The 22,705-nt window shown below is 37.8% G+C and carries 18 protein-coding genes; 16 read left to right on the top strand and 2 right to left on the bottom strand.

Annotated features, from left to right (window positions below; translation table 11 throughout):
* The first annotated feature begins 8 nt into the window (after positions 1-8).
* Positions 9-1,379, top strand: coding sequence for a magnesium transporter (gene mgtE / locus FC19_RS07035; RefSeq protein WP_057876284.1), 1,371 nt, complete (start codon positions 9-11; stop codon positions 1,377-1,379).
* Between the two features lie 245 nt (positions 1,380-1,624).
* Here mgtE and FC19_RS07030 read toward each other — a convergent pair whose 3' ends face one another.
* Positions 1,625-2,650 carry a lactonase family protein gene (locus tag FC19_RS07030; protein WP_057876283.1) on the bottom strand — a complete coding sequence of 342 codons (1,026 nt, stop codon included), beginning with the start codon at positions 2,648-2,650 and terminating at the stop codon, positions 1,625-1,627.
* A gap of 332 nt (positions 2,651-2,982) precedes the next feature.
* Between FC19_RS07030 and FC19_RS07025 the strand changes: the two genes are divergently transcribed.
* Positions 2,983-3,339: a PTS glucitol/sorbitol transporter subunit IIA gene (locus FC19_RS07025; protein WP_057876282.1), complete on the top strand. Its 357-nt coding sequence runs from the start codon at positions 2,983-2,985 to the stop codon at positions 3,337-3,339.
* A gap of 207 nt (positions 3,340-3,546) precedes the next feature.
* Here the strand turns inward: FC19_RS07025 and FC19_RS07020 are convergent, their stop codons facing one another.
* Entirely contained in the window at positions 3,547-4,524 is a 978-nt protein-coding gene (locus tag FC19_RS07020) for a GMP reductase (protein ID WP_057876281.1), read from the bottom strand.
* A 206-nt stretch (positions 4,525-4,730) separates the two neighbouring features.
* On the opposite strand from FC19_RS07020, the gene FC19_RS07015 reads away from it, so the two are divergent.
* The 14 genes from FC19_RS07015 (at position 4,731) to mutS (ending at position 22,697) form a co-directional block, all read left to right on the top strand.
* Positions 4,731-5,228, top strand: a complete 498-nt coding sequence (locus FC19_RS07015) for an aminoacyl-tRNA deacylase (RefSeq protein ID WP_057876280.1) — start codon at positions 4,731-4,733, stop codon at positions 5,226-5,228.
* Between the two features lie 22 nt (positions 5,229-5,250).
* A complete protein-coding gene (locus FC19_RS07010) occupies positions 5,251-6,111 on the top strand; it encodes a methyltransferase domain-containing protein (protein WP_057876279.1) in 861 nt (286 codons plus the stop codon).
* 209 nt (positions 6,112-6,320) lie between these two features.
* Entirely contained in the window at positions 6,321-6,833 is a 513-nt protein-coding gene (trmL, locus tag FC19_RS07005; protein WP_057876278.1) for a tRNA (uridine(34)/cytosine(34)/5-carboxymethylaminomethyluridine(34)-2'-O)-methyltransferase TrmL, read from the top strand.
* 148 nt (positions 6,834-6,981) lie between these two features.
* Positions 6,982-9,318, top strand: coding sequence for a DNA translocase FtsK (locus FC19_RS07000; protein ID WP_057876277.1), 2,337 nt, complete (start codon positions 6,982-6,984; stop codon positions 9,316-9,318).
* 253 nt (positions 9,319-9,571) lie between these two features.
* A complete protein-coding gene (yfmF, locus tag FC19_RS06995; RefSeq protein ID WP_057876276.1) occupies positions 9,572-10,831 on the top strand; it encodes an EF-P 5-aminopentanol modification-associated protein YfmF in 1,260 nt (419 codons plus the stop codon).
* Positions 10,831-12,132 (top strand): EF-P 5-aminopentanol modification-associated protein YfmH, encoded by a 1,302-nt coding sequence (yfmH, locus tag FC19_RS06990; protein ID WP_057876275.1) that lies wholly within the window; start codon positions 10,831-10,833, stop codon positions 12,130-12,132. Before yfmF ends, yfmH begins: the two co-directional genes overlap by 1 nt.
* A gap of 4 nt (positions 12,133-12,136) precedes the next feature.
* The gene (gene ymfI / locus FC19_RS06985) at positions 12,137-12,862 is read left to right on the top strand and encodes an elongation factor P 5-aminopentanone reductase (protein WP_057876274.1); all 726 of its coding nucleotides are present in this window, start codon (positions 12,137-12,139) and stop codon (positions 12,860-12,862) included.
* 99 nt (positions 12,863-12,961) lie between these two features.
* Entirely contained in the window at positions 12,962-13,873 is a 912-nt protein-coding gene (locus FC19_RS06980) for a helix-turn-helix domain-containing protein (protein WP_057876273.1), read from the top strand.
* A gap of 27 nt (positions 13,874-13,900) precedes the next feature.
* The gene (pgsA, locus tag FC19_RS06975) at positions 13,901-14,488 is read left to right on the top strand and encodes a CDP-diacylglycerol--glycerol-3-phosphate 3-phosphatidyltransferase (RefSeq protein ID WP_057876272.1); all 588 of its coding nucleotides are present in this window, start codon (positions 13,901-13,903) and stop codon (positions 14,486-14,488) included.
* Positions 14,489-14,580: 92 nt separating this feature from the next.
* Positions 14,581-15,825, top strand: coding sequence for a competence/damage-inducible protein A (locus tag FC19_RS06970; protein WP_057876271.1), 1,245 nt, complete (start codon positions 14,581-14,583; stop codon positions 15,823-15,825).
* Between the two features lie 116 nt (positions 15,826-15,941).
* The gene (recA, locus tag FC19_RS06965) at positions 15,942-17,003 is read left to right on the top strand and encodes a recombinase RecA (RefSeq protein ID WP_057876270.1); all 1,062 of its coding nucleotides are present in this window, start codon (positions 15,942-15,944) and stop codon (positions 17,001-17,003) included.
* A 531-nt stretch (positions 17,004-17,534) separates the two neighbouring features.
* A complete protein-coding gene (rny, locus tag FC19_RS06960; RefSeq protein WP_057876269.1) occupies positions 17,535-19,100 on the top strand; it encodes a ribonuclease Y in 1,566 nt (521 codons plus the stop codon).
* Between the two features lie 164 nt (positions 19,101-19,264).
* Complete coding sequence (locus FC19_RS06955; RefSeq protein WP_057876268.1) at positions 19,265-20,065, top strand: TIGR00282 family metallophosphoesterase; 801 nt, start codon at positions 19,265-19,267, stop codon at positions 20,063-20,065.
* A gap of 13 nt (positions 20,066-20,078) precedes the next feature.
* A complete protein-coding gene (gene mutS, locus FC19_RS06950; RefSeq protein ID WP_057876267.1) occupies positions 20,079-22,697 on the top strand; it encodes a DNA mismatch repair protein MutS in 2,619 nt (872 codons plus the stop codon).
* The last annotated feature ends 8 nt before the right edge of the window (positions 22,698-22,705 follow it).

Raw genomic sequence — 22,705 nt, 5'->3', positions numbered from 1 at the left:
AGCCGATCATGGCCGAAAAAAGAAATACAAATTATGAAAAAAAACAAGAAATAATTTTTCTTTTAAATGAACAAAAAGCAACGAAATTTAGAGAACTTTTTTTAAATTTGCACGTTTACGAACAAGCACAAATCTTTACTGGTTTAGATTTAAAACAGCGAGCACGTATATATCGCTATTTAACTCCAGATGAACTTGGTGACACTTTCGATGCAATTGAGGAAGATCCCGAGAGCATTGTCGATTATTTTAAGGAAATGGAACCCGAGTATGCTGCCAAGGTAATTACCCAAATGTATACCGATAATGCCGTTGATGTTTTGGCTTTTGCAGATAAGAAAGATCTACCGAAATATTTACGGCTGATGTCGCGCGAAAAAGCAGATGAAATAAAAGAACTGCTGCATTATGAGGATAAAACAGCTGGAGCTATCATGGCGACAGAGTATGTTAAAATTGTCGGAAATCAAACTGCACGTTCTGCGATGCATGTTCTGAAACGAGAGGCGGAAAAAGCTGAGACGATTTATTATACCTATGTTGTTGATGATGACGATAGGCTGATTGGTGTAGTCACTCTGAGGGATCTATTGGTTAGTGGCGACGATATGCTTATTCAGGAAATCATGAACGATCAAATCATGTCTGTCAAAGTTGACGAGGATCAAGAAGATGTAGCTAAGACAATTCGTGACTATAACTTCCTAGCAATTCCTGTCACTGACTATGATGATAAAATGATTGGGATTATTACAGTTGACGATATTATCGACGTTATTGATGAAGAGTCAGCGGAAGACTATTCAGGATTAGCTGGTGTTGATATTGAAGAGAGTCCAGATAATCCAATTAAAGCTGCCGCTAAAAGATTGCCTTGGCTGATAACATTGCTTTTTTTAGGGATGTCGACAGCAAGTCTTGTGTCGCATTATGAACATCTTGTCAGTGAAGCCAGTATTTTAGCTGTTTTTATCTCTTCTATAACGGGAACGGCTGGAAATGCCGGAACACAAAGTTTGGCTGTGGCAGTCAGAAGCCTGGCTTATAAAGATGATGATGACAAAACGTTGTTCCGAACAATTATTTCCGAAATTTTTACGGGATTCGTAATCGGAATAATTACTGGGACAACAATTATGGTTATTGTAGGACTTTGGAAAAATAACTTTGTTTTAGGTTTTGTAATAGGCTTGGCGATGATGTGCGCTATTATTGTGGCGAATTTGGCTGGGAGCCTCATTCCAATTTTAATGGACAAAATTGGAGTCGATCCAGCAGTTGCTTCAGGACCGTTTATTTCTACTCTTAGCGATTTGACCTCAGTACTGATTTATTTTAATATAGCAAAACTATTTTTAGCTTTCATAATAGGTAATTGAATATGCAAGGGATAAAAGGCAAAATTTTTTTTGAATATTTTTAATGTACAATTGAGCTGAACTTGCACCTTGTCTTATTTAAAAAGGCAGGACATTGAAAATCAATTTTGATTTTCGATGTCCTGCCTCTTTACTACAAATAACTAAAGTCAGCGAATTTGTAGGAGATGTCGTTATGATTTGCGATTACTAAATCAGAAATTTTTAAAATGTTAACTGGCGGAAGGAACGAACGTAGATACTAGTTACTTGAAGTGTACACAAACCCCCTCCGGGACAGGAATGTTCTTCTGAAGACATGTCAGAGTGCCATTTTCAGTATTTCGACTGAATAAGGTGGCATTATCGGTATTTTGATTTGCTACAATGATAAATTTTTCGCTTGGATCAAGCATAAAATCACGCGGAAACTCTCCTTCTGTGGATGTATATTCGATGAATGCCAACTGGGGTTTTTCTGAATCAAATTTAAAAACTGCAATTGAATCGTGACCACGATTTGAGACGTAGACGAACTTTCCGTCTGCAGATACTCGAATCGCAGCTGCACCATTGTGCTTGTCCCAAGTAGAAGGAATAGTAGATAAAGTTTGAAGATGTGCAAATTTTCCTGTTGTTTGGTTATAAGAAAGTAGAGCGAGTTGACTGCTCAATTCACCAGCAAGAAAGGCATAGTTGCCATTTGGATGGAAAACAAGATGTCGAGGTGCAAACCCAGACGCCGTGGAGAATTCGGCTACGAGTTTCAGTTTACCCTCGGGAGTTACATCATACGTATAAAGTTTGTCAGCCCCAAGGTCGCAGACGGCAAGCCTTTTATCGGGAGTTAGATCAGTATAATGAATGTGTGAAGCTTCTTGTTCAGGTCGGGGACCGTTACCTTGATGGGTTATTTTGTCAGTCTCATTCAGTGTTCCTTGATTGTCTGTTTTAAAGACTGTGATTGTACCCTGATGGAAATTGGCTGTGAAGACGAGTTGTCTTTCCTCGTCAAGGCTAACATAACATGGTGGTGCACCGGCGGCTAATTTTTCATCACAAAAAATTGGAGCACCAGAAGCTAAGGAGTAACTAGTTATCCCACCCTGGTCTTCCTTTTTTGAAATCGTATACAAAAAATCATTTACTGAACTGCTCATATAAGTCGGATTTTGGATCTGAATAAATGTTTCAGGGCAGGTTATCTCGTTTTGTTCTGTGTCAAGAACTGCGCGATAAATACCCTGTGAACTTTTTTTAGTATATGTGCCAAATAAAACTGTTTCTTTCATGAAAAAACCTCCTATTGCTCAATTCAAAGATAGTATAACACATAATACATGGTAGCTTGCTGCGGTTACATTTAAAGATATATTTTCACACCTGGGAGAGGGTAGGGTCAAGAATATCGTACTTAGGGTTTAATTTTAGTTCTCGGGTTCAGGTACTTATCTCTGTCAGATAGTAATTAATGGATTTTTTGATTATTTTAAAATATTCAGCAGAAAGAGAACCCTATTTTGTTTGACAAACCTTCATTACAGAACACTTTACACTAAGTAATGTCTGAAGACATATGATACAATGTGTGTATTCTAAAAATATTTGAAGGAGTTAGACGAGTATGTTAAAAGCAGAAGTTATTGAAATCGGTCCAGAAGCTATTTCAGAAAATGATCCTTTGCTGATCCTTTTTGATGAGACAGCGTCTACTCAATTGAGACGAGTTTCAATCGTTCAACGATTTTCCAAAACAGAAGATGCTGATTATGATTTTTCAGCAGGAGACAAAATAAGTATTGATGATCAGGAATATGAAGTGGCGTACGTTGGTCAGCTTGTAAAAAGCAATATGGAAATGATTGGACATGCGACGCTTTGTTTTGAGAAAACACCTGAGAACCCCCAGCATAACGGAATTTATCTTAAACCGTATACTTTTCCTAAAATTCAGGTTGGTAGCGTAATTAAATATTACTGAAAACAAACATATTCAATCTTTAAAATAGTAAAAAGGCTTGGGTCAAAAATCACATTTGAAGTGCCCCATAATTGTTAGACATAGAAACTAACAATTATGGGGCACTTCAATTTTGATCCAGGCCTTTTTAATTTTTTATTTCAGCTTTAGCCGTTTTGAAAATTATAATTATTTTTAGGAGCACAGGTAACCGTGTGCCCAGAATATCTAAATATTATCACCATTGAAAATCGAGTTTTTCACGATAACATAATCAACCTTACGTAAAGCTGACAGGTTTCGTCCGCCTGCGTATGAAATAGATGATTGAAGATCTTCATGCATCTCTCTTAAAGTATCTGCGATACTGCCACGATAAGGTACTAACATCTTTTTACCTTCAACATTCTTATACTGCCCTTTTTGATACTGTGAAGCTGAACCAAAATAAGTTTTGTATTTTTGACCGTTTTTTTCAATAATGTCTCCAGGGCTCTCTTCGTGACCGGCAAAGAGTGAGCCAATCATACACATGGAGGCACCGAAGCGGACAGATTTAGCGATATCACCGTTGTAACGGATACCCCCGTCTGCAATGATCGGTTTACTTGCAGCTTTACTGCAGAGACGAACAGCAGCGAGCTGCCATCCTCCAGTTCCAAAACCAGTTTTTAATTTTGTGATGCAAGCTTTACCAGGGCCGATTCCGACTTTAGTCGCATCTGCACCGGCGTTTTCTAATTCACGAACGCCTTCAGGGGTGCCGACATTTCCAGCAATTACAAAAGTCCCAGGTAATTTTTTCTTGATATGTTTGATCATATCGATGACGGTATCTGCATGTCCGTGAGCGATATCGATGGTAATATATTCAGGGACTGTTCTTTTCAATGATAGAGAATCAATAAAATCGTATTCTTGGGGTTTGACACCTACTGAAATAGAGGCGAAAAGTCCTTCTTTGTGCATTTTTTGGATAAAACCGAGTCTCTTGTTTTCGTTAAAGCGATGCATAATGTAAAAGTAGCCATTACGTGCAAGCCATTTAGCCAGTGGTTCATCAACAATAGTTTGCATATTGGCAGGAACAACGGGAATCTTGAAGGTCATTGGACCAAATTTAATTTTGGTGTCGATTTCAGAACGACTTTTAACAATACATTTATTGGGAACTAATTGGATATCTTCGTAATCAAAAACAGGCAATATAAAGACCTCACATTCTAAATTAACAAATATTATTCGTTGATTGACGACTTTTATTTCGCAAACACTGTTAAATCTACCCTAAACAATTTAAAAAGTCAAATTAAGCGCTGATAGTTTACTAAATTGTTCGCTTTTATAAAGAAATGACTAATTATTGGGTGCAGGTTATAATATAAGAGAAGATTAACAAGGAGTGAGACATAATGGTTAAAAAGGCCAAAATAAAAAAGACCAATGATGAAAGGATACTTGATCAACATCATATTGATTATCAGGAAGTGCAGTTCGATTGGCTTGCAAATGGCAAAAACGCATTAGCAGAGGCAGAATCGAGTGGTATCTCACCCACAAGTATTTTAAAAACAATTGTTTTAAAAGGCAACGATGATGAGCATGATTATCTAGTTGTTTGCTTGCCGTTAGAGTATGAAATAAATTTGAAAAAGATTGCCAATGAACTTGGCAGAAAGCAGATTCATTTAGCTGATAATAAAAAGCTGATCAAGATTACGGGATATATCCATGGTGCAAATACGCCAATTGGAATCAAGATACGCAAGGGTTTTCCAATTTATTTTGATGAGAGAATAAAACCGTTTGAGCAAATTTCAGTTTCAGCAGGAAAAGTTGGCAGGTCAGTACGCTTGAAGCAAGTGGATTTAGTAAAATTGGTTAGTGGCAAGTATCTTAGAATCGAATAAACGTTTCAGGTGGAGGAAAAGTGTGAAAAAAATTGAACGTGGAATGGCTTTTGCCAGTAGGCATGTAGATATTTTTAAATGCCCTGTTTGTGGCGAAGGCTTTGAAGAAGTTATGAACGGAAGTTTTAGCTGTTCTAAAGGGCATCAGTTTGATTTTTCAAAAAAAGGGACGCTTTATTTTTTAAGACATGGTGTGAAAAGTGATTATGATGATATTAAAATGTGGGAAGCACGACGTTTTGTCCTCAAAGCTGGACTGTTCCAACCCATTATTGATGAAATATTAAGCTTAATCCCTGAAAAAAATTACTTGCGGATAGTTGACGTTGGGTGTGGTGAAGGCTCGACATTGAAGTATGTCGAAGAACAGCGTACGAATAGGGAAGATGCTTATGTCGGCTTTGATATTTCAAAAAAGGCGATTAATTTGGCAACCAGAGATGAAGGGAGTGCATTTTTTTGCATCGCTGACCTGGCCCAGTTGCCATTTGCATCCAAGTCATTCGATGTGATTCTTGACATGTTTTCTCCGTCAGCTTATGGAGAATTTGATCGTATTTTGAAGAGTAAAGGCTTATTATTTAAAGTCATTCCGAATGCGAATTATTTAATTGAACTAAGGCACATGTTATATGAGGAAAATGATCCTCAGTATTCATACAGTAACGATAAAGTCCTGACTTTATTTAAACGGCATTATCCGCACGCGAAGATTAAGAAAATTACTTACGAATTTCCACTTTCGAAAACATTTTTTGAAAGCTTAGTGTACATGACACCGCTTCATTGGGGCGCTGCTGCTGAAAAAATTGATGCGGCATTAGCGAAAGGTTTGAATAAAATAACGATCGATGTGTTACTCTTAATCGTTGAAAACAATTGAAAAACAAATGTTTTTTGAAAATAACTTGTAAATCCAAAGCAGTGATGGTATTATAACGTAGAGAAATCGGTTGTTAACAATTAACGGAACAGTCGTTAGTTGTTGAATGATTGTACTTCATTAACGTAGCTGTTCGCCGTGCCCACACCGAATGGCTGCGCTTTTTTTGTTTAAAAAAATAATAAGTAGTAAAGAGGGAAAAATAAGTCATGGCAAATCATATTGTTTTGTTTGAACCATTGATGCCGGCTAATACTGGAAACATTGCTAGAACCTGTGCAGGAACCAATACAGAGTTACATCTGATTGAACCATTAGGTTTTTCAACTGATGATAAGTATTTAAAAAGAGCTGGTCTAGACTACTGGGACAAGGTAAAAATAACCTATCATAAAAATTTGCAAGCTTTTATGAAAACGTTGGGTAGAAATGATGATTTGTATCTTGTTTCCAAGTTTGCTGAGCATGCATATACGCAAGTTGATTATAGTCATGAAGATCGAAACAATTATTTTATTTTTGGTAAAGAAACGACAGGGCTGCCAGAACCATTTATGCGGCAAAATTCTGAAAAATGTATTCGAATACCACAAAATGATACACATATTAGAGCGTTGAACTTATCTAATACTGCTGCAATTGTGATTTATGAAGCATTAAGGCAACAAGACTTTCCGGAATTAGAGAAAAGTCATATCTATGAGAATGATAAACTGAAATAAATTTTGTTCTTAAAATATGTTGATAAAACAGTAAATTATTTGATAGAGCGAATAGACTCCTTTTCGTGTTCGTGTAAAGATAATGCCTCATAATATAGTTATGTTATAATCAGACCGAAGTAGTTAACTGTGAGAGGGGTATCGTGTTTTGGCGCAACGCAAGAGAAAAAGGCGAACAACTAGCAAGAAATCTGAATTTATATCTAAGCGTACGAGCGGTGGTCTTTTTATTCTGGTTGGTTTGTTAGGATTGTTGAAACTTGGATATGTTGGTATTTTATGTATAAACATCTTTCGTTTGTTTATTGGTGATGCTTATGTTGTAGGTGAAATTGCTCTTATTGTTTTTGGTGTTTACCTGCTTTTAACAGATGAAGAGCCTCATTTCGAAAAGCATTATTGGGGTGGCGCAAGTATTGTTTTAGCCAGTGTGCTGCTTTTTTTGCACAGCCTTTTTTTTCAGCAATTGGATCTTCATTCTAATTTTATAAGTATTACATGGCAGTATCTTCGTGCTGATATCGCTGCTGGTAGCATTGGAAGCCGTATTGGTGGCGGGTTGTTAGGAGCATTGTTATATACGCCATCTTATTTTTTGTTTGCACAAGTTGGAACATATATAATCGTTGGGTTGCTTCTAGTAATAGGTATTTGTGTTTTCAGTGGTTTTCCTCTTAGCCGTGTTCTAGAATTTTGTGGGAAAGTACTTTATCAAGTGATGGCTTTTGTAAGAAGTGTTTTTGCGCTTTTATTCAATTATATTCACAGAATGTTTTTCAAATTGTATAAGAAAATGGTTGGGTTGCGAAAGAGACGTGTCGGTAAAAGTAGAAATAAAAAAATAATTGAAAAACCTGACATTATTAAACCTCAAAAAGCACAGAAAGAAAGCTTAACTGAAAAGCCTGTCGAGATTGCGAGAGATACCGAAGCCATAAAAACTAATACGTGGAACACAGGCATGGAACAAGCTGAAAATATGCGTGACAGTCAGGAGACCGCTCCAAAGGAACAAGGTAAAAAAGCGGGAGTAACATTCACTGATAATCCAGTGAATGATGACTATGAATTACCGCCAACAACGCTTCTTCAAAGGGTCGAACCGACTGATCAGAGTGATGAATATCAGAAAATCGAAAAAAATACTCAAGTCCTGAAAAAAACTTTTAATAGTTTTGGAGTTGATGTAGACATCAAAAGTGCTATTTTGGGACCGGCAGTCACAAAATATGAACTTCATCCAGCGATTGGAGTAAAAGTCAGTAAAATTGTAAATCTTGCGGATGATTTAGCACTTGCTTTGGCTGCGAAGGATATTAGGATTGAAGCGCCTATTCCAGGTAAATCATTGATTGGAATTGAAGTTCCAAACCAAAAAGTTTCAACTGTTTCTTTTAGAGATATCATCGAGGCGCAGAAGAAGCAAAAAAGCAAACCATTGGAAGTTCCTTTAGGCAGGGATATTTCAGGAAAATTAGTAACGGCTGATCTTTCAAAAATGCCACATTTATTAATTGCAGGTTCGACTGGAAGTGGGAAATCCGTTGCTATCAATGGGATCATTACAAGTTTATTGATGAACTGTCCGCCTCATTTAGTAAAGTTGATGTTAGTTGATCCTAAAAAGGTTGAATTAGGTGTCTATAATGGAGTGCCGCACCTTTTGACACCTGTTGTGACCAATCCTAAAAAGGCATCTAAGGCTTTGCACAAATTAGTTGCCGAGATGGAAAGAAGATATGAATTATTTGCTAACACTGGTCAAAGAAATATTGCTGGTTACAATGATATGATCCAACGGCAAAATAATGAGACGGGGTCGGAAGAACCAGTATTACCGTATATCGTTATTGTGGTTGATGAATTATCAGATCTAATGATGGTTGCTGCAAATGAAGTTGAAGATGCAATTATCCGACTAGCTCAAATGGCACGTGCTGCTGGAATCCATATGATTCTTGCAACACAACGTCCTTCGGTCGATGTCATTACGGGGCTGATCAAGGCTAATGTTCCTTCACGGATTTCTTTTGCCGTTTCGAGTGGTACGGATTCAAGAACAATTATTGATACTAATGGTGCTGAAAAACTGTTAGGACGGGGAGATATGCTGTTTTTGCCCATGGGACTTAATAAACCGATTCGTGTTCAAGGAGCATTTATTTCTGATAATGATGTTGCAAGTGTTGTAGATTTCGTTAAGCAACAGCAAACAGCTGAGTATGATGAATCTTTGATTGTCTCCGATGAGGAGACAGCACAAGACGAAGGTGAAGATTCAGATGATGAGCTTTTCAGTGAGGCTGTCCAGTTGATCGTTAAAGAACAAGCATGCAGTATTTCAATGCTGCAGCGCCGTTTTCGAATTGGGTATAATCGTGCAGCAAGACTGGTTGATGAGATGGAGGCTAAAGGAATGGTTGGTCCTTCTGAAGGCAGCAAGCCGAGAAAAGTTTATCTTAACAACGATGATCCTTCCCAATAAAAAAATGGTCTATGAAAAAATTGAGGTGTGCTCCTGATGTTTTAAGGGAGTACACCTCATTCCGGTTTTTGTTCTCTGTATGTGGGAACCGCAGGAAATTTTGATTTGAACAGCTAAAAATATAGTTTTTAGCAATAAGATCTACCTGATGGGTATCATTGTCGGAGGGAGTTTAAAACAAAAGCTGTATTTGTAATTTTTATTTTAATCAATTATGATATTGTACATAAGCAAATTTGAGGGGGAAACAAAAGTGCGTACCGAAATAAGATCTGGTATGGGCTTAACGGTCACACCAACTAAAAAATTCAAAACGACAAGAATCGCGATTGCACTAATTGAGCCTCTTGATAGTAAATCACTGACTAAAAGAATGTTGTTGGCAAATGTCCTAGAAGCTGCTAGTGAACACTTTCCAACGCAAAAAGCAGTTGCAGAAAAACTTTCAAAGATGTATGGAGCAGGTTTTGGAATTACTGTTGAACGTCGGGGAAATGTACATATTTTGAACTGTGTATTTGACTGTGTTAATGAACGTTATCTGGATGCTGAGGAGGGATTGCTCGATGAAGCTTTTGCATTTTTAAAACAATGCATTTTTGAACCATTAGTCTCTAATGAGGAATTTGATCAAGCTACTTTTGAACGTCAAAAAAAGAACCTTGGCTTCTACATGCAAACAGTTCGAGATGATAAGCAATTATATGCTGCGCTTTCTTTACAAAAAATTTATTTTGCCGATGAGGCTCAAAGGACACCTTCATTCGGAACTTATGAGCAACTAAAAAAAATAACACCTAAAGCCTTGTATTCTTACTACACTGAATGTATTCGAAATGATCAAATTGAGATAGTGGTTTCTGGCAATGTGGATGAGAAAAAGTGTGAAGAATTGGCTCGCGCTCTGCCGTTTACAGAACGGCAAGAGTTTAACGGCTCGCTTTTTTATAATCAGCGTCAGAATTTTGAGATTAATGAAGAAGTCGAACACCAGACTGTTGTACAGGGTAAGTTAGACTTAGCATATTCCTTGCCTGTTTACTATCGTACTGCTGACTATTATGCGGCTTTGGTTTTTAATGGTATTTTTGGGGGACTTCCGCTTTCAAAATTATTCATGAATGTACGGGAAAAAGCGAGCTTAGCCTATTACGCGAATAGTTCATATGATAGTTTTCGGGGCTTTGTTTCTGTCCAAACAGGTATTCAGGCTAAAAACAGAAATGCGGTTCAGACTATAATAAGTAAGCAGCTCGAAGATATAAAAAATGGGCAGATTACGCAAAGAGAATTTCAAGATACAAAAAAAGCTTTGCAGAGTTCGTTTTTAAGCCGCTTAGATAGCCCGACGAATAACCTAGATCAAAAATTGGTAAATGTTTTAACGAGAGAAGAGATTTCTGTACAAGGATGGCAGACGGCTTTGGAAGCTGTCTGCTTTGAAGATGTTGTTGAAGTAGCTCAAAAAACAGAGCTGCAGTCGATTTATTTTTTAGATGGAGAAGTTAACTAATGGAGATAGTACAGTATCCGCAGTTTGATGAAAAATTGTATAAGGAAAAATTAGATAATGGTTTGGAAGTTAATGTTCTTCCAAAATCAGGGTATCATAAAACATATGGAATTTTGACAACTGACTATGGATCGCTTGATAACAAGTTTGTTCCGCTTCATAAGGAAAAAATGGAGACTGTTCCTGATGGTGTTGCACATTTTTTGGAGCATAAACTGTTTGAGAAAGAAGATCACGATGCATTTGATCTATTCGGGCATTATGGGGCAGATGCAAATGCGTTTACTAGTTTTACGAATACTAGTTATCTTTTTTCAACTGCCAGTTTTCCTCAAAAAAGTCTAGAAATCTTGTTAGATTTTGTTCAGAGGCCATATTTTAATGCAAAGTCAGTTGAAAAAGAAAAAGGAATCATTGGGCAGGAAATAAAAATGTATGAGGACGACATTGATTGGCGATTTTACTTTGGAATGCTTAAAAATCTTTATCCTGATCATCCCCTCAGCGTTGACATTGCAGGAACAATCGACTCAATTGCAAAAATTACGGTTCAGAATCTCTATGATTGTTACTGGACCTTTTATCATCCCCAAAACATGAACTTATTTGTAACGGGTGCAGTAGATCCTGAGGAAACGTTAGATCTGATAAAAGAGAATCAATCTAAGAAAAGCTTTTCCCCAGCTAATGAGATTAAACGTGCTAGTTTAGACAATGATGAATCAGGGCAAGATATAATCCCCTATCGTATGCTTGAATTGGATACGCAACGTCCTAAAGCTGCCGTGGGTGTTAAAGGTTTGGACCAAGTTCCTGATGGCCGTGAAGGACTTGTTTACAAGCTGCGGATTGATATGCTGCTTTGGTTGTTATTCAGTGACACTTCTACAAACTATGTACGTCTTTATAATGAAGGTGTCATTGATGATAGTTTTGATTTCATGTTTCAACTTGAACGTGGATTTCATTATGTTTCAGTAAGCAGTGATACAAATGATCCGCAAAGATTTTGCCACGAGATAATTGCAGTTTTAGAAAAAGCAGAGCAATTATTAAAGGGCCAATATACACAGTTTAACTTAGCTAAAAAAGAACTGATCGGAAGACAAATTCACAGCATGAATTCGTTAGAAACGATTGCTAACCAATACTCAGGACACTTGTTTAATGGGGCAACAATTTTTGACAAAGTAGCTATTATTCAAGATATGACACTGGAGGAGATACTGACCACTTGCAAAGATTTTATCCGCTCGGAAGCGGTTAGTGTGTATCAAATTTTACCAAAAGAGGGTAATTAACAGTATGAAATGGGCTTTGATAGTTGGATCATCGGGAGATATTGGCAGTGAAGTAGCGCATGATCTTGCTGCACAAGGATGGTCGCTTTATTTACATTATTTCAGAAATAGAGAAAAAAATGACAAATTGTGTGCATCATTGCAGCAGACATATCCTAAGCAAGATTTCATTCAGTTACAGTGCGATCTGACTAGTAAGAAAAATTTGGATGAAATGATTGAGCAGCTTTTTGGACTGGATGCTGTTATTTTCGCACAAGGGACAACTTGCTATGGATTATTTCATGATTTGAAGTTTGCAGAATTGGATACGATGCTTTCAATGCAGCTCACGGCACCGTTATATTTGTTACAAAGAGTTGAAAAAAAATTAGCGCAAAATCATTTTGGCAGGATTGTTTTTATAGGTTCTGTTTACGGTGGGGCTGGGAGTGCGATGGAAGTTGGTTATAGTACAATTAAAGGTGCTTTGAGCTCTTTTGCGGCCGCTTACAGTAAAGAAGTCGGCTCTCTGGGAATTACAATTAATGTTGTTGCACCGGGAGCTGTGGATACACAGATGAATTCACTTTTTTCCAAGCAAGAAAAAGAACAAGTTAATGAAGCTATTCCACTTGGACGCTTTGCATCGACTTCTGAAATCAGTTATTGGGTTCGGACTATCATGAATGAACGGGCTTCTTATCTCACTGGTGAGACACTTTACGTTACTGGTGGATGGTTGAAATAAGCAATTCTTAATTAATATTTTTGTCGAGCTATGCTATACTAGATAAGGAATTTGCGTATTTTAAAAGTGTAATCGGATAATAATGGAGAGTTAATTGATATGACTGAAATTGGAAAAAATCTAAAAAATGCAAGAATAGAAAAGGGATACACACTAGATGATCTGCAACAGATAACAAAAATTCAGAAGCGCTATTTAATTGCGATTGAGGATGAAAGGTTTGAAGCTCTGCCTGGTGATTTTTACGTTAAGGCATTTATTCGACAGTATGCTGAAACAGTCGGTCTAAATTCAGAAGAACTCTTGGCTAGTATTGGAGAAGGCGAAACTAAGCAAGAGAGCAGTTCGGAGAAGATAGAAACGCGTGAAGACACGCGTAACAGAATAGAAGCTACACGTCAAAGCATGGCCAAGACAAATAGTTTCAATCGGTTTCTTTCTTATCTGCCAACAATTATTATTGTGCTGATTGTGGTTGCCATTTTAGGATCTATCTATTTTGTTGCTTGGAATAAGCATCAAAAAACAGCTGATTCTCAGCAAATTCAAAGCAGCAGTACGAAAGTATCTGTTTCGTCCGATGGTGCGAGCACGAAGCAAACTGAAAAGAAAAAAGTATCGACAAAAAACTCTAGCTCTAGTTCATCATCAAGTGAGAAGAAAAAGAGCAGCAGCAAAACTGGGAAAAAAGCTCAACTTAGTTTGGCTTCAAATTCAGGGTCGTCATTTATATATAATCTGAAAAATAGCTCAAAGACAAATACCGTCAAGGTAAGCGTTAAAGATTCGAGTGCGTGGACTGCTGTTTCCGCTGATGGAACGCAGCAGTGGCAAGGGACTTTAAGTTCTGGAGCAAATCATGAAGTCAAAATTCCTGAGAGTTCGAGCTCGATCACTATCAATTTAGGAAATTCAAAAGCAACAAAAATTTCGATTAATGGACGCAATTTTAATTTTCTGAAAGATAACAGTTCTTTAACAGTTAGAACATTGACAATAAACATTAAATAAAGAATACAAAAGAGAGGGAGCTTGACCATGAACTTGCCGAATAAATTAACAGTGCTTCGAATTTTCCTGATTCCAATATTTATTGTAGTGCTGACAGTTCCATTCCAGTGGGGAGAACTGAATTTTGGAGGCGCGGTGCTCCCAGTGACCCAGTTAATAGCTGCAATCATTTTTGCTGGAGCATCTTTAACTGATTTTGTAGATGGGCAAATAGCGCGCAGAGAAAAATTAGTAACAAATTTTGGAAAATTTGCAGATCCTCTGGCAGACAAAATGCTTGTTATGACCGCGTTTATAATCCTAGTTTCGATGAGCAAGGTTCCAGCATGGGTTGCTGCCATAATTATTTGCCGAGAATTGGCTGTAACGGGGCTGCGTCTTATTGTTGTTGAAAACGATGGTAAGGTAATTGCAGCTGCGATGCCTGGAAAGATAAAAACGACAACACAAATGCTGTCAATCATTTTTCTTTTACTGAATAATATTTTCTTTGCAGCTATCGGAATTCCGTTTGGTGAAATATTACTGTATATATGTCTGTTTTTCACAGTCTATTCTGGAGTTGATTATTTTATGAATAGCAAGCAGATTTTTGCCGATTCATTCGACAAGTGATTTTAAAGGAAACTGATTTTATTTTCAGTTTCCTTATTTTTGTGTAAAGATAATTAGTATTTTGCGTAATTTAGATAACGGAGGGAAATTAAGTGCATACAGAGATAATTGCAGTTGGAACAGAAATATTATTGGGGCAGATAGTTAATACTAATACAACTTTTGTTGCTCATCGGTTAGCGGATATGGGAATTGATGTATACTACCAAACAGTTGTGGGGGACAATCAGCAGCGCCTTATACAAGCAATCGACATTGCTTCAAAACGCAATGATTTGGTTATTTTAATGGGTGGTTTAGGACCTACAAAAGATGATTTGACTAAGCAAACAGTTGCACGTTTTCTTGGGAAAGACCTAGTTGAAGATGCTGCTGCGATGCATAAAATAATAGGCTATTATGCGGCGAGTAAGAAGGAAATGACGGTTAATAATCGCTTGCAGGCTCAGTATATAGCTGGAGCAGTTCCCTTGAAGAATGAGACTGGTTTTGCAGTGGGAGAGTATTACCAGAGTGAACAAGGGTGTGACTTTCTGCTGCTTCCTGGCCCACCTAGTGAGTTAAAACCAATGTTTGCCAACATTGCGCAACCGTTATTATATAAAAAGTATCACAACGATCATTTACTTTTTTCAAGGGTCCTACGCTTTTTTGGAATTGGTGAATCGATTTTAGCAACTAAAATTGAGGATCTCATTGACAATCAGACCAATCCAACCATTGCACCATACGCTAAAACGAGTGAAGTCACTCTTCGTTTGACTGCCAGCGCGATTAATGAAGAAGAAGCGAAAAAGATTTTGGATGAAACAGAAAAAAATATTTGCGACCGTGTTGGTGAATATATGTACGGTTATGGTGATAATAATACTCTTGTAGAAGTTGTTGTGAAGAAGCTTTTGGAAGCAAATTTGAGTATTACAGCCGCTGAAAGCCTGACAGCAGGAGCTTTTCAAGCGGCTCTTGGAAATGTACCAGGTGTTTCACGGATTTTTCCAGGTGGTTTTGTCACTTATGCGAACAGTGCTAAAAGTGGTCTATTGGATATTCCTACAGATATCATTCAAAAGAATGGTGTTGTCAGTGAAGAAACGGCAAAGTGGATGGCACAAAATTCAAAGAAAAAAATGAAGACAGATATTGGGATTTCTTTTACTGGGGTAGCGGGTCCGGATTCTCTGGAGGGGAAGGAAGCGGGAACAGTTTGGATTGGACTGGCTTTTAAGGATCGCCCTGTGAAGGCCAAGTTATATCATTTTGCGCGACAAAGATCACTCGTGCGTGAACGCAGTGTATTGACTGGTTTAGATTGGATCAGACGTGAAGTAGCAAAATGAATTTTTTTCGAACCTTTGTTCGATTTTTCTTGCAATTTATTTTTTTAGTCGGTATTATTGAATGGTAGACTATAGCTGATTATTTACACGCTTGGTCGGACTGAGGAGGAATTAAGTTGGCTGATGAGAGAAAAACAGCATTAGATGCTGCGTTAAAAAAAATTGAAAAAAATTTTGGTAAAGGTTCTATTATGCGGATGGGAGAAAAAGCTGATACCCAGATTTCTACGATCCCTAGTGGCTCACTTGCATTGGATGAAGCTTTGGGTGTAGGTGGATATCCACGTGGCAGAATTGTTGAAGTTTATGGACCTGAAAGTTCTGGGAAAACGACTGTTGCTTTGCATGCAGTTGCTGAAGTGCAGAGGAATGGTGGAGTGGCAGCTTATATCGATGCTGAAAATGCACTTGATCCTGCTTATGCAACTAAGTTGGGCGTGAATATCGATGATCTTCTTCTTTCACAACCAGATACGGGTGAGCAGGGATTAGAGATTACGGATGCTTTGGTTTCTTCGGGCGCAATCGATATAGTCGTTGTTGATTCGGTGGCAGCACTTGTTCCGCGTGCGGAAATTGAAGGCGAGATGGGCGATGCGCATGTTGGCTTGCAGGCCCGCTTAATGTCGCAAGCGTTGCGTAAACTTTCTGGATCGATCAATAAAACAAAGACAATTGCAATTTTTATTAATCAAATTCGTGAAAAAGTTGGCGTGATGTTCGGTAACCCAGAGATTACACCAGGTGGACGAGCTCTTAAATTTTATTCGACTATCCGATTAGAAGTAAGACGTGCCGAACAGATCAAAGATGGCGCAGACATTATAGGTAATCGTGTTCGAATCAAAGTTGTAAAAAATAAAGTTGCGCCGCCCTTTAAACGTGCTGAGGTTGATATTATGTATGGTGAGGGGATTTCTAAGACTGGTGAATTGGTTGATATGGCAGTTGAGAAGGAAATTATTAAGAAAAGTGGTTCTTGGTATTCATATGGTGAAGATCGAATCGGTCAGGGAAGAGAGAATGCCAAGCAATATTTGAGTGATCATCCAGAGATGATGGAAGAGGTTACACTAAAAGTTCGACAAGCTTATGGCATAGCAGATTCAGATGAAAAAAAAGAATCAACAGATTTACCACTTGAAGATAAAAAAAAGAGTTCAGAGAATAAAGAATAATTTGTAAAAAAAATTTGAAAAGATACTGAGCTATTGACATACTCATGAAGAAGCTGTGCCAAAATTACATTTTGGCACAGCTTCTTTCCGTGTAATTTAATTTTTCCAATTCATTGGTTGGTAATCACTTTTTATCAAACTTTTGGTTATACATAGCTAAAGTTTGACTATATAGATGATTTATCATAATTACTGTCCTAAAAATTATCGAAATATTGACCTGTGATTAGGAGATAAGACATTAGGTGATTTTTTTGGCTTTTATTATCTTTCTTGAGAATATGTCCAAATAGAATTTATCCAATGTTTTGGAATGTCAGACAAAGGAAATGTATGGTCTCAATTTCTCGAAACCTTAGTATTTCTGAAAAAGGGTTCATATGTCTTCAAATTATTGAAACCATCCGTTTTATGTTGACATAATGAGGTATAACACCGTAAAATATAAGAGTATGTTGATCAAAATAACATCTTAAAAGCAATGGTTATTGTAAAAGTTTAATCATTTTTTGACGATGTGGAGGTGAAAATTTGGAACTAACAATTACTATCCTCGCCATCGCTGTTATAACTTTGGGTATTGGTTTAGCTTTGGGTAAGGCTCTTCAAAAAAACAGCTACAAAAAAACGCTCGATGCCGCTACACAAACTGCACAAGGGATCGTGAGGAATGCTAAAAAAGAAGCAGTAGCATTAAAAAAAGAAGCTATTTTGGAAGCCAAGGATGAAAGTCATCGTTACCGAGGCGAAATTGAAAGTGAATTGAAGGAAAGACGTTCCGAAATTCAAAAACAAGAAAATCGTTTACTTCAGCGTGAAGAAAATTTGGATCGCAAGGATTCAGCGCTTGAAAAACGTGAACAAGGACTTGTGAAAAAAGAAAATCGGATGGAAACCGACCAAAAAGAGCTGGAGAAAAAACACCTTGAAGTTAATTCTCTAATTAAACAGCAAAAAACGGAGCTTGAACGGGTCGCTTCTTTGACAAAAGAAGAAGCTAAGAACTTGATCATGGATGAAACAAAGGAAGCTTTGAATCATGAATTGGCCGTTATGATTAAGGACAAGGAAGTAGAAGCGCAAGCTAATGCTGACCGTACTGCTAGGAGTTTAATTGCACAGGCGATTCAAAGAAGTGCCGCAGATACAGTTTCAGAAACGACAGTGTCCGTTGTCTCATTACCTAATGATGAGATGAAAGGACGGATTATTGGGCGTGAAGGACGTAATATCCGGGCTCTTGAGACTTTGACAGGAATTGATCTTATCATTGATGATACACCTGAAGCAGTTGTTCTAAGCGGATTTGATCCAGTTCGCCGCGAGATAGCTAAAATGGCGTTGGAAAAATTGATTCAGGATGGAAGGATACATCCAGCCAGGATTGAAGAAATGGTAGAAAAATCTACCAAAGAAATAGATGCGAAGATAAGGGACACAGGTGAAGAGACGATCTTTGATCTAGGATTGCACGCTATGCACCCAGATCTGATTAAAACTGTTGGCCGTTTGAAGTATCGAACAAGTTATGGGCAAAATGTGTTAGATCACTCGGTTGAGGTTGCAAAAATAACTGGTGTTCTAGCTGCTGAATTAGGTGAAGATGTGACATTAGCAAAACGTGCGGGATTACTACATGATATTGGTAAAGCAATTGACCATGAAGTTGATGGATCTCATGTGCAGATTGGGGTCGAATTAGCGGAAAAGTATAAAGAAAGTGATACTGTTATCAATGCAATAGCATCCCACCACGGAGATGTTGAACCTAAATACACAATCGCAGTCTTAGTTGCGGCGGCTGATGCTATCTCTGCAGCACGTCCAGGTGCTAGGAGCGAATCTCTGGAAAACTATATTCATCGCCTTGAAAAACTTGAAAAAATAACCAATGAATTTGATGGAGTTAAAAAGAGTTATGCAATTCAAGCGGGGAGAGAAGTTCGTGTTATTGTGAAACCGAATGAAGTAAATGATTTAGAATCAACGGTTCTTGCACGCGATATAAAAAACAGGATTGAAAGCGAAATGGAGTATCCTGGACATATTAAGGTAACCGTTATCCGTGAAATCAGAGCGGTTGAATATGCTAAATAGTCATTATTTTTAGATATTTTATTTACCTGCAAGAAAGCTGGGATACATATCCCAGTTTTCTTTTTTATTTCTAGTCAAAAAGTAAATCAGGTTTCGCAACAGCTTATTAAAATGCTAAAATTGAACTATTAAATGAACCATGGAGATCAGAAAAGGGGAAAAATATGCGTATTTTGTTTGTTGGCGATGTTATGGGAAGTACAGGACAAGAAGTTCTTGAAGAGTATTTGCCTAAATTAAAGCATTTGTATCATCCTCAAGCGACTATTGTGAATGGAGAAAATGCAACAAGAGGCCGTGGAATTAACGAGAAAGTGTACAAACGAATTCTGAGCTGTGGAGCGGATGTTGTTACAATGGGAAACCATACTTGGGACAACGCAGAAATAACAGATTTTATTCAATCAGCAAAAAAGCTGATTAGACCAGCAAATTTTTCGGCAGGACAAGTTCCTGGAATTGGTTACACAACTATTAAGATTAACCAACAGAAATTGGCAGTTCTTAATTTGCAAGGGCGGGTTTTCATGAGCCCTTCAGACGATCCATTTGCCGTTGCTAAGGATATTATTTCTGAATTGAAAAAACAAACCAATTTGATTTTTGTTGATTTTCACGCTGAAACAACCAGCGAAAAAGCGGCCTTCTCGTGGTATTTTGATGGGCAGGTTTCGGCTGTTGTGGGTACACATACGCATGTTCAAACAAATGATGCACGCGTCCTTCCTCAAGGAACTGCTTTTTTGTCCGATGTCGGGATGACAGGCCCCTATGATGGTATCATAGGAATGAAACGGGAAAATGTTATCACACGTTTTTTGAATCAAATGCCAACAAGATTTGAAGTGGACGAAAATGGGCGCAGAAATTTGTCTGCCTGCGTAATCGATATTAACGATGAGACAGGAAAAGCAAAGAAAATAAAAACGATTCAAATCAATGCTGATCATCCGTTTATGCAATAAAGGAGAGAATTAAATGCCTCAAAAAACAAAAAACACACCAATGATGGAACAGTATTTAGCTGTCAAAGAACAATATCCGGATGCTTTTTTATTTTATCGTTTGGGTGATTTTTATGAGATGTTTTATGATGATGCAATCAAAGGGTCGCAAATTTTGGAATTAACACTAACAACGCGTAACAAAAATGCAGCCGATAAGATACCGATGTGCGGCGTACCTCACCACGCAGCACAGAATTATATTGACATTTTAGTTGATCAAGGCTATAAGGTGGCTATCTGTGAGCAGATGGAAGATCCTAAGTTAGCTAAGGGAATGGTCAAGCGTGAGGTCATCCAGTTAGTTACCCCAGGGACGATGATTGATCCGTCGGCTAGTGAAGCTAAGGAAAATAATTATCTCACGGCTTTACATGAGAATAAGGATAAGTATGGATTAGCCTATGTTGATTTATCTACGGGTGAACTGAAAACTGCGACTCTAGATAGCATAAGTTTGGTGCTGAATGAGTTAATGAGTCTGCGAACAAAAGAAATTGTTCTTGATGATTCTGTAACGAAAGAAAGTTCAAAAGCACTAGAAAGTTTGAAAATTATGATTTCAAAACAAAATGATGTTAAAGAAAGTGCGGAGTCAAGTTATGCGATTCAGAATTTGACCAGCACCCTTGAAATCAGTGTAATTCAGCACCTAATAACGTATCTTAATGTCACACAAAAACGAAGTTTGGGTCATTTGCAAAAAGCCGTTCATTACGAACCATCGAATTTTCTAAAGATGGATCCATTTTCTAAACGAAATTTGGAGATACTTCAAAATAGTCGTACAGGAAAAAAACAAGGTACCTTGCTGTGGCTTTTGGATGAAACTAAAACGGCAATGGGAGGACGCCTACTGAAACAGTGGCTCGAGAGACCGCTGTTGAATTTGAAGGAGATTTCCAGTCGTCAGAATAAAGTTGATAATTTATTAAAGCATTATTTTGAACGCAGCACTTTACAAGATGAATTAACGAGCGTTTATGATTTGGAACGTTTAGCTGGACGGGTAGCTTTTGGGAATGTCAATGGCCGCGATCTTATCCAGTTAAAGCAATCATTGGAACAAGTTCCTAAAATCAGTTATGTCCTAAACGAACTGAATGATGGAACTTTTGACGACCTTTTAAAGAACCTTGATCCGGTAGAAGATGTGGTGGATCTGATAGAAAGCGCAGTTGTTGAGGAACCACCCGTTTCCGTCAAAGACGGAGGTCTAATTAAAGAAGGTTACAGTTCGGAACTTGACAAATACACAGATGCTATGAAAAATGGTAAGCATTGGTTAGCAGAGATGGAAGCCAAAGAACGTCAAGAAACGGGAATCAATAATTTAAAAATTGGATTCAACCGTGTCTTTGGATATTATATCGAAGTATCCAAAGCCAATTTAAATAAATTGTCAACTGAACGTTATGAACGAAAACAAACGTTGACCAATGCTGAACGCTTTATCACACCTGAACTTAAAGAAAAAGAGGCTATGATTTTAGGTGCTGAGAGTAAGGCGGTCGAACTGGAATATCAACTCTTTGCTGATATTCGAGAACGTATCAAAGATCAGATTAAACGTCTCCAGAAATTAGCACATGCAATTGCAATACTTGATGTTTTACAGTGCTTTGCCGTTGTCAGTGAACGGGACCATTTTGTAAAGCCCAAACTAACGGATAAGAAACATAGCGTAAATGTTACAGGCGGATGGCATCCTGTTGTTCAGCAAGTGATGGGCAAACAGAGTTATATTCCTAATGACATTGTGATGTCCGAAAAACTTAATATTCTTTTGATAACCGGTCCTAATATGTCAGGGAAAAGCACTTACATGCGTCAGTTAGCGCTCACTGTTGTGATGGCTCAAATAGGTTGTTTTGTACCTGCTAAAAGTGCACTCCTACCGGTTTTTGACCAAATTTTCACACGAATAGGTGCTGCAGATGATCTAATTGCTGGTCAATCAACCTTTATGGTCGAAATGAAGGAGGCTAACCATGCTCTTAGCCACGCAACTTCTAATAGCTTGATTCTGTTCGACGAGATAGGAAGAGGAACCGCAACCTATGATGGGATGGCATTGGCACAGGCAATTATTGAATATGTTCATGATCATGTATTTGCAAAGACGCTGTTTTCGACTCATTATCACGAGTTAACAACTCTGTCTGAAAGACTACCAGCGTTGAAGAATATCCATGTCGGCGCTGTCGAAAAAAATGGTGATTTAATTTTCTTGCATAAAATGCAGCCAGGGCCTGCAGATAAGTCTTATGGGATTCATGTCGCTAAGTTGGCAGGAATGCCTGATAATTTATTGAAAAGAGCAAACTTCATTTTAGAAAAACTGGAAAGTCAAAAGAAATCTACCTCTGAACCGGTGGCTGATGAGCAAAAAATAAGTATTGAAGATGAGGATAAAGGCCCGCAGGTTAACGAAGCACAGTTGTCTTTATTTCAACCAGAGAAAGTCGTTTATAAAAAAAGTGATCAGAAAGTCTTAGCTGAAATTAGAGAGACTGATCTGATGTCGCTAACACCCCTTGAAGCAATAAATACCTTATACAAATGGCAAAAGGATCTAAGAAAGAAAAAGTAGTTGGAGGT

Origin of the sequence: Liquorilactobacillus aquaticus DSM 21051, assembly GCF_001436755.1 — a bacterium.
Lineage (GTDB): Bacteria > Bacillota > Bacilli > Lactobacillales > Lactobacillaceae > Liquorilactobacillus > Liquorilactobacillus aquaticus.
The sequence above is the reverse complement of the archived record's forward strand: the minus strand, read 5'-3'. Positions and strand labels throughout refer to the sequence as shown.

Excerpts from the sequence above, each read along its gene's own strand:
- mgtE (WP_057876284.1), top strand. The coding sequence starts at position 9 with ATGGCCGAAAAAAGAAATACAAATTATGAAAAAAAACAAGAAATAATT.
- FC19_RS07030 (WP_057876283.1), bottom strand. The coding sequence starts at position 2,650 with ATGAAAGAAACAGTTTTATTTGGCACATATACTAAAAAAAGTTCACAG.
- FC19_RS07025 (WP_057876282.1), top strand. The coding sequence starts at position 2,983 with ATGTTAAAAGCAGAAGTTATTGAAATCGGTCCAGAAGCTATTTCAGAA.
- FC19_RS07015 (WP_057876280.1), top strand. The coding sequence starts at position 4,731 with ATGGTTAAAAAGGCCAAAATAAAAAAGACCAATGATGAAAGGATACTT.
- trmL (WP_057876278.1), top strand. The coding sequence starts at position 6,321 with ATGGCAAATCATATTGTTTTGTTTGAACCATTGATGCCGGCTAATACT.
- yfmH (WP_057876275.1), top strand. The coding sequence starts at position 10,831 with ATGGAGATAGTACAGTATCCGCAGTTTGATGAAAAATTGTATAAGGAA.
- ymfI (WP_057876274.1), top strand. The coding sequence starts at position 12,137 with ATGAAATGGGCTTTGATAGTTGGATCATCGGGAGATATTGGCAGTGAA.
- FC19_RS06980 (WP_057876273.1), top strand. The coding sequence starts at position 12,962 with ATGACTGAAATTGGAAAAAATCTAAAAAATGCAAGAATAGAAAAGGGA.
- pgsA (WP_057876272.1), top strand. The coding sequence starts at position 13,901 with ATGAACTTGCCGAATAAATTAACAGTGCTTCGAATTTTCCTGATTCCA.
- FC19_RS06955 (WP_057876268.1), top strand. The coding sequence starts at position 19,265 with ATGCGTATTTTGTTTGTTGGCGATGTTATGGGAAGTACAGGACAAGAA.
- mutS (WP_057876267.1), top strand. The coding sequence starts at position 20,079 with ATGCCTCAAAAAACAAAAAACACACCAATGATGGAACAGTATTTAGCT.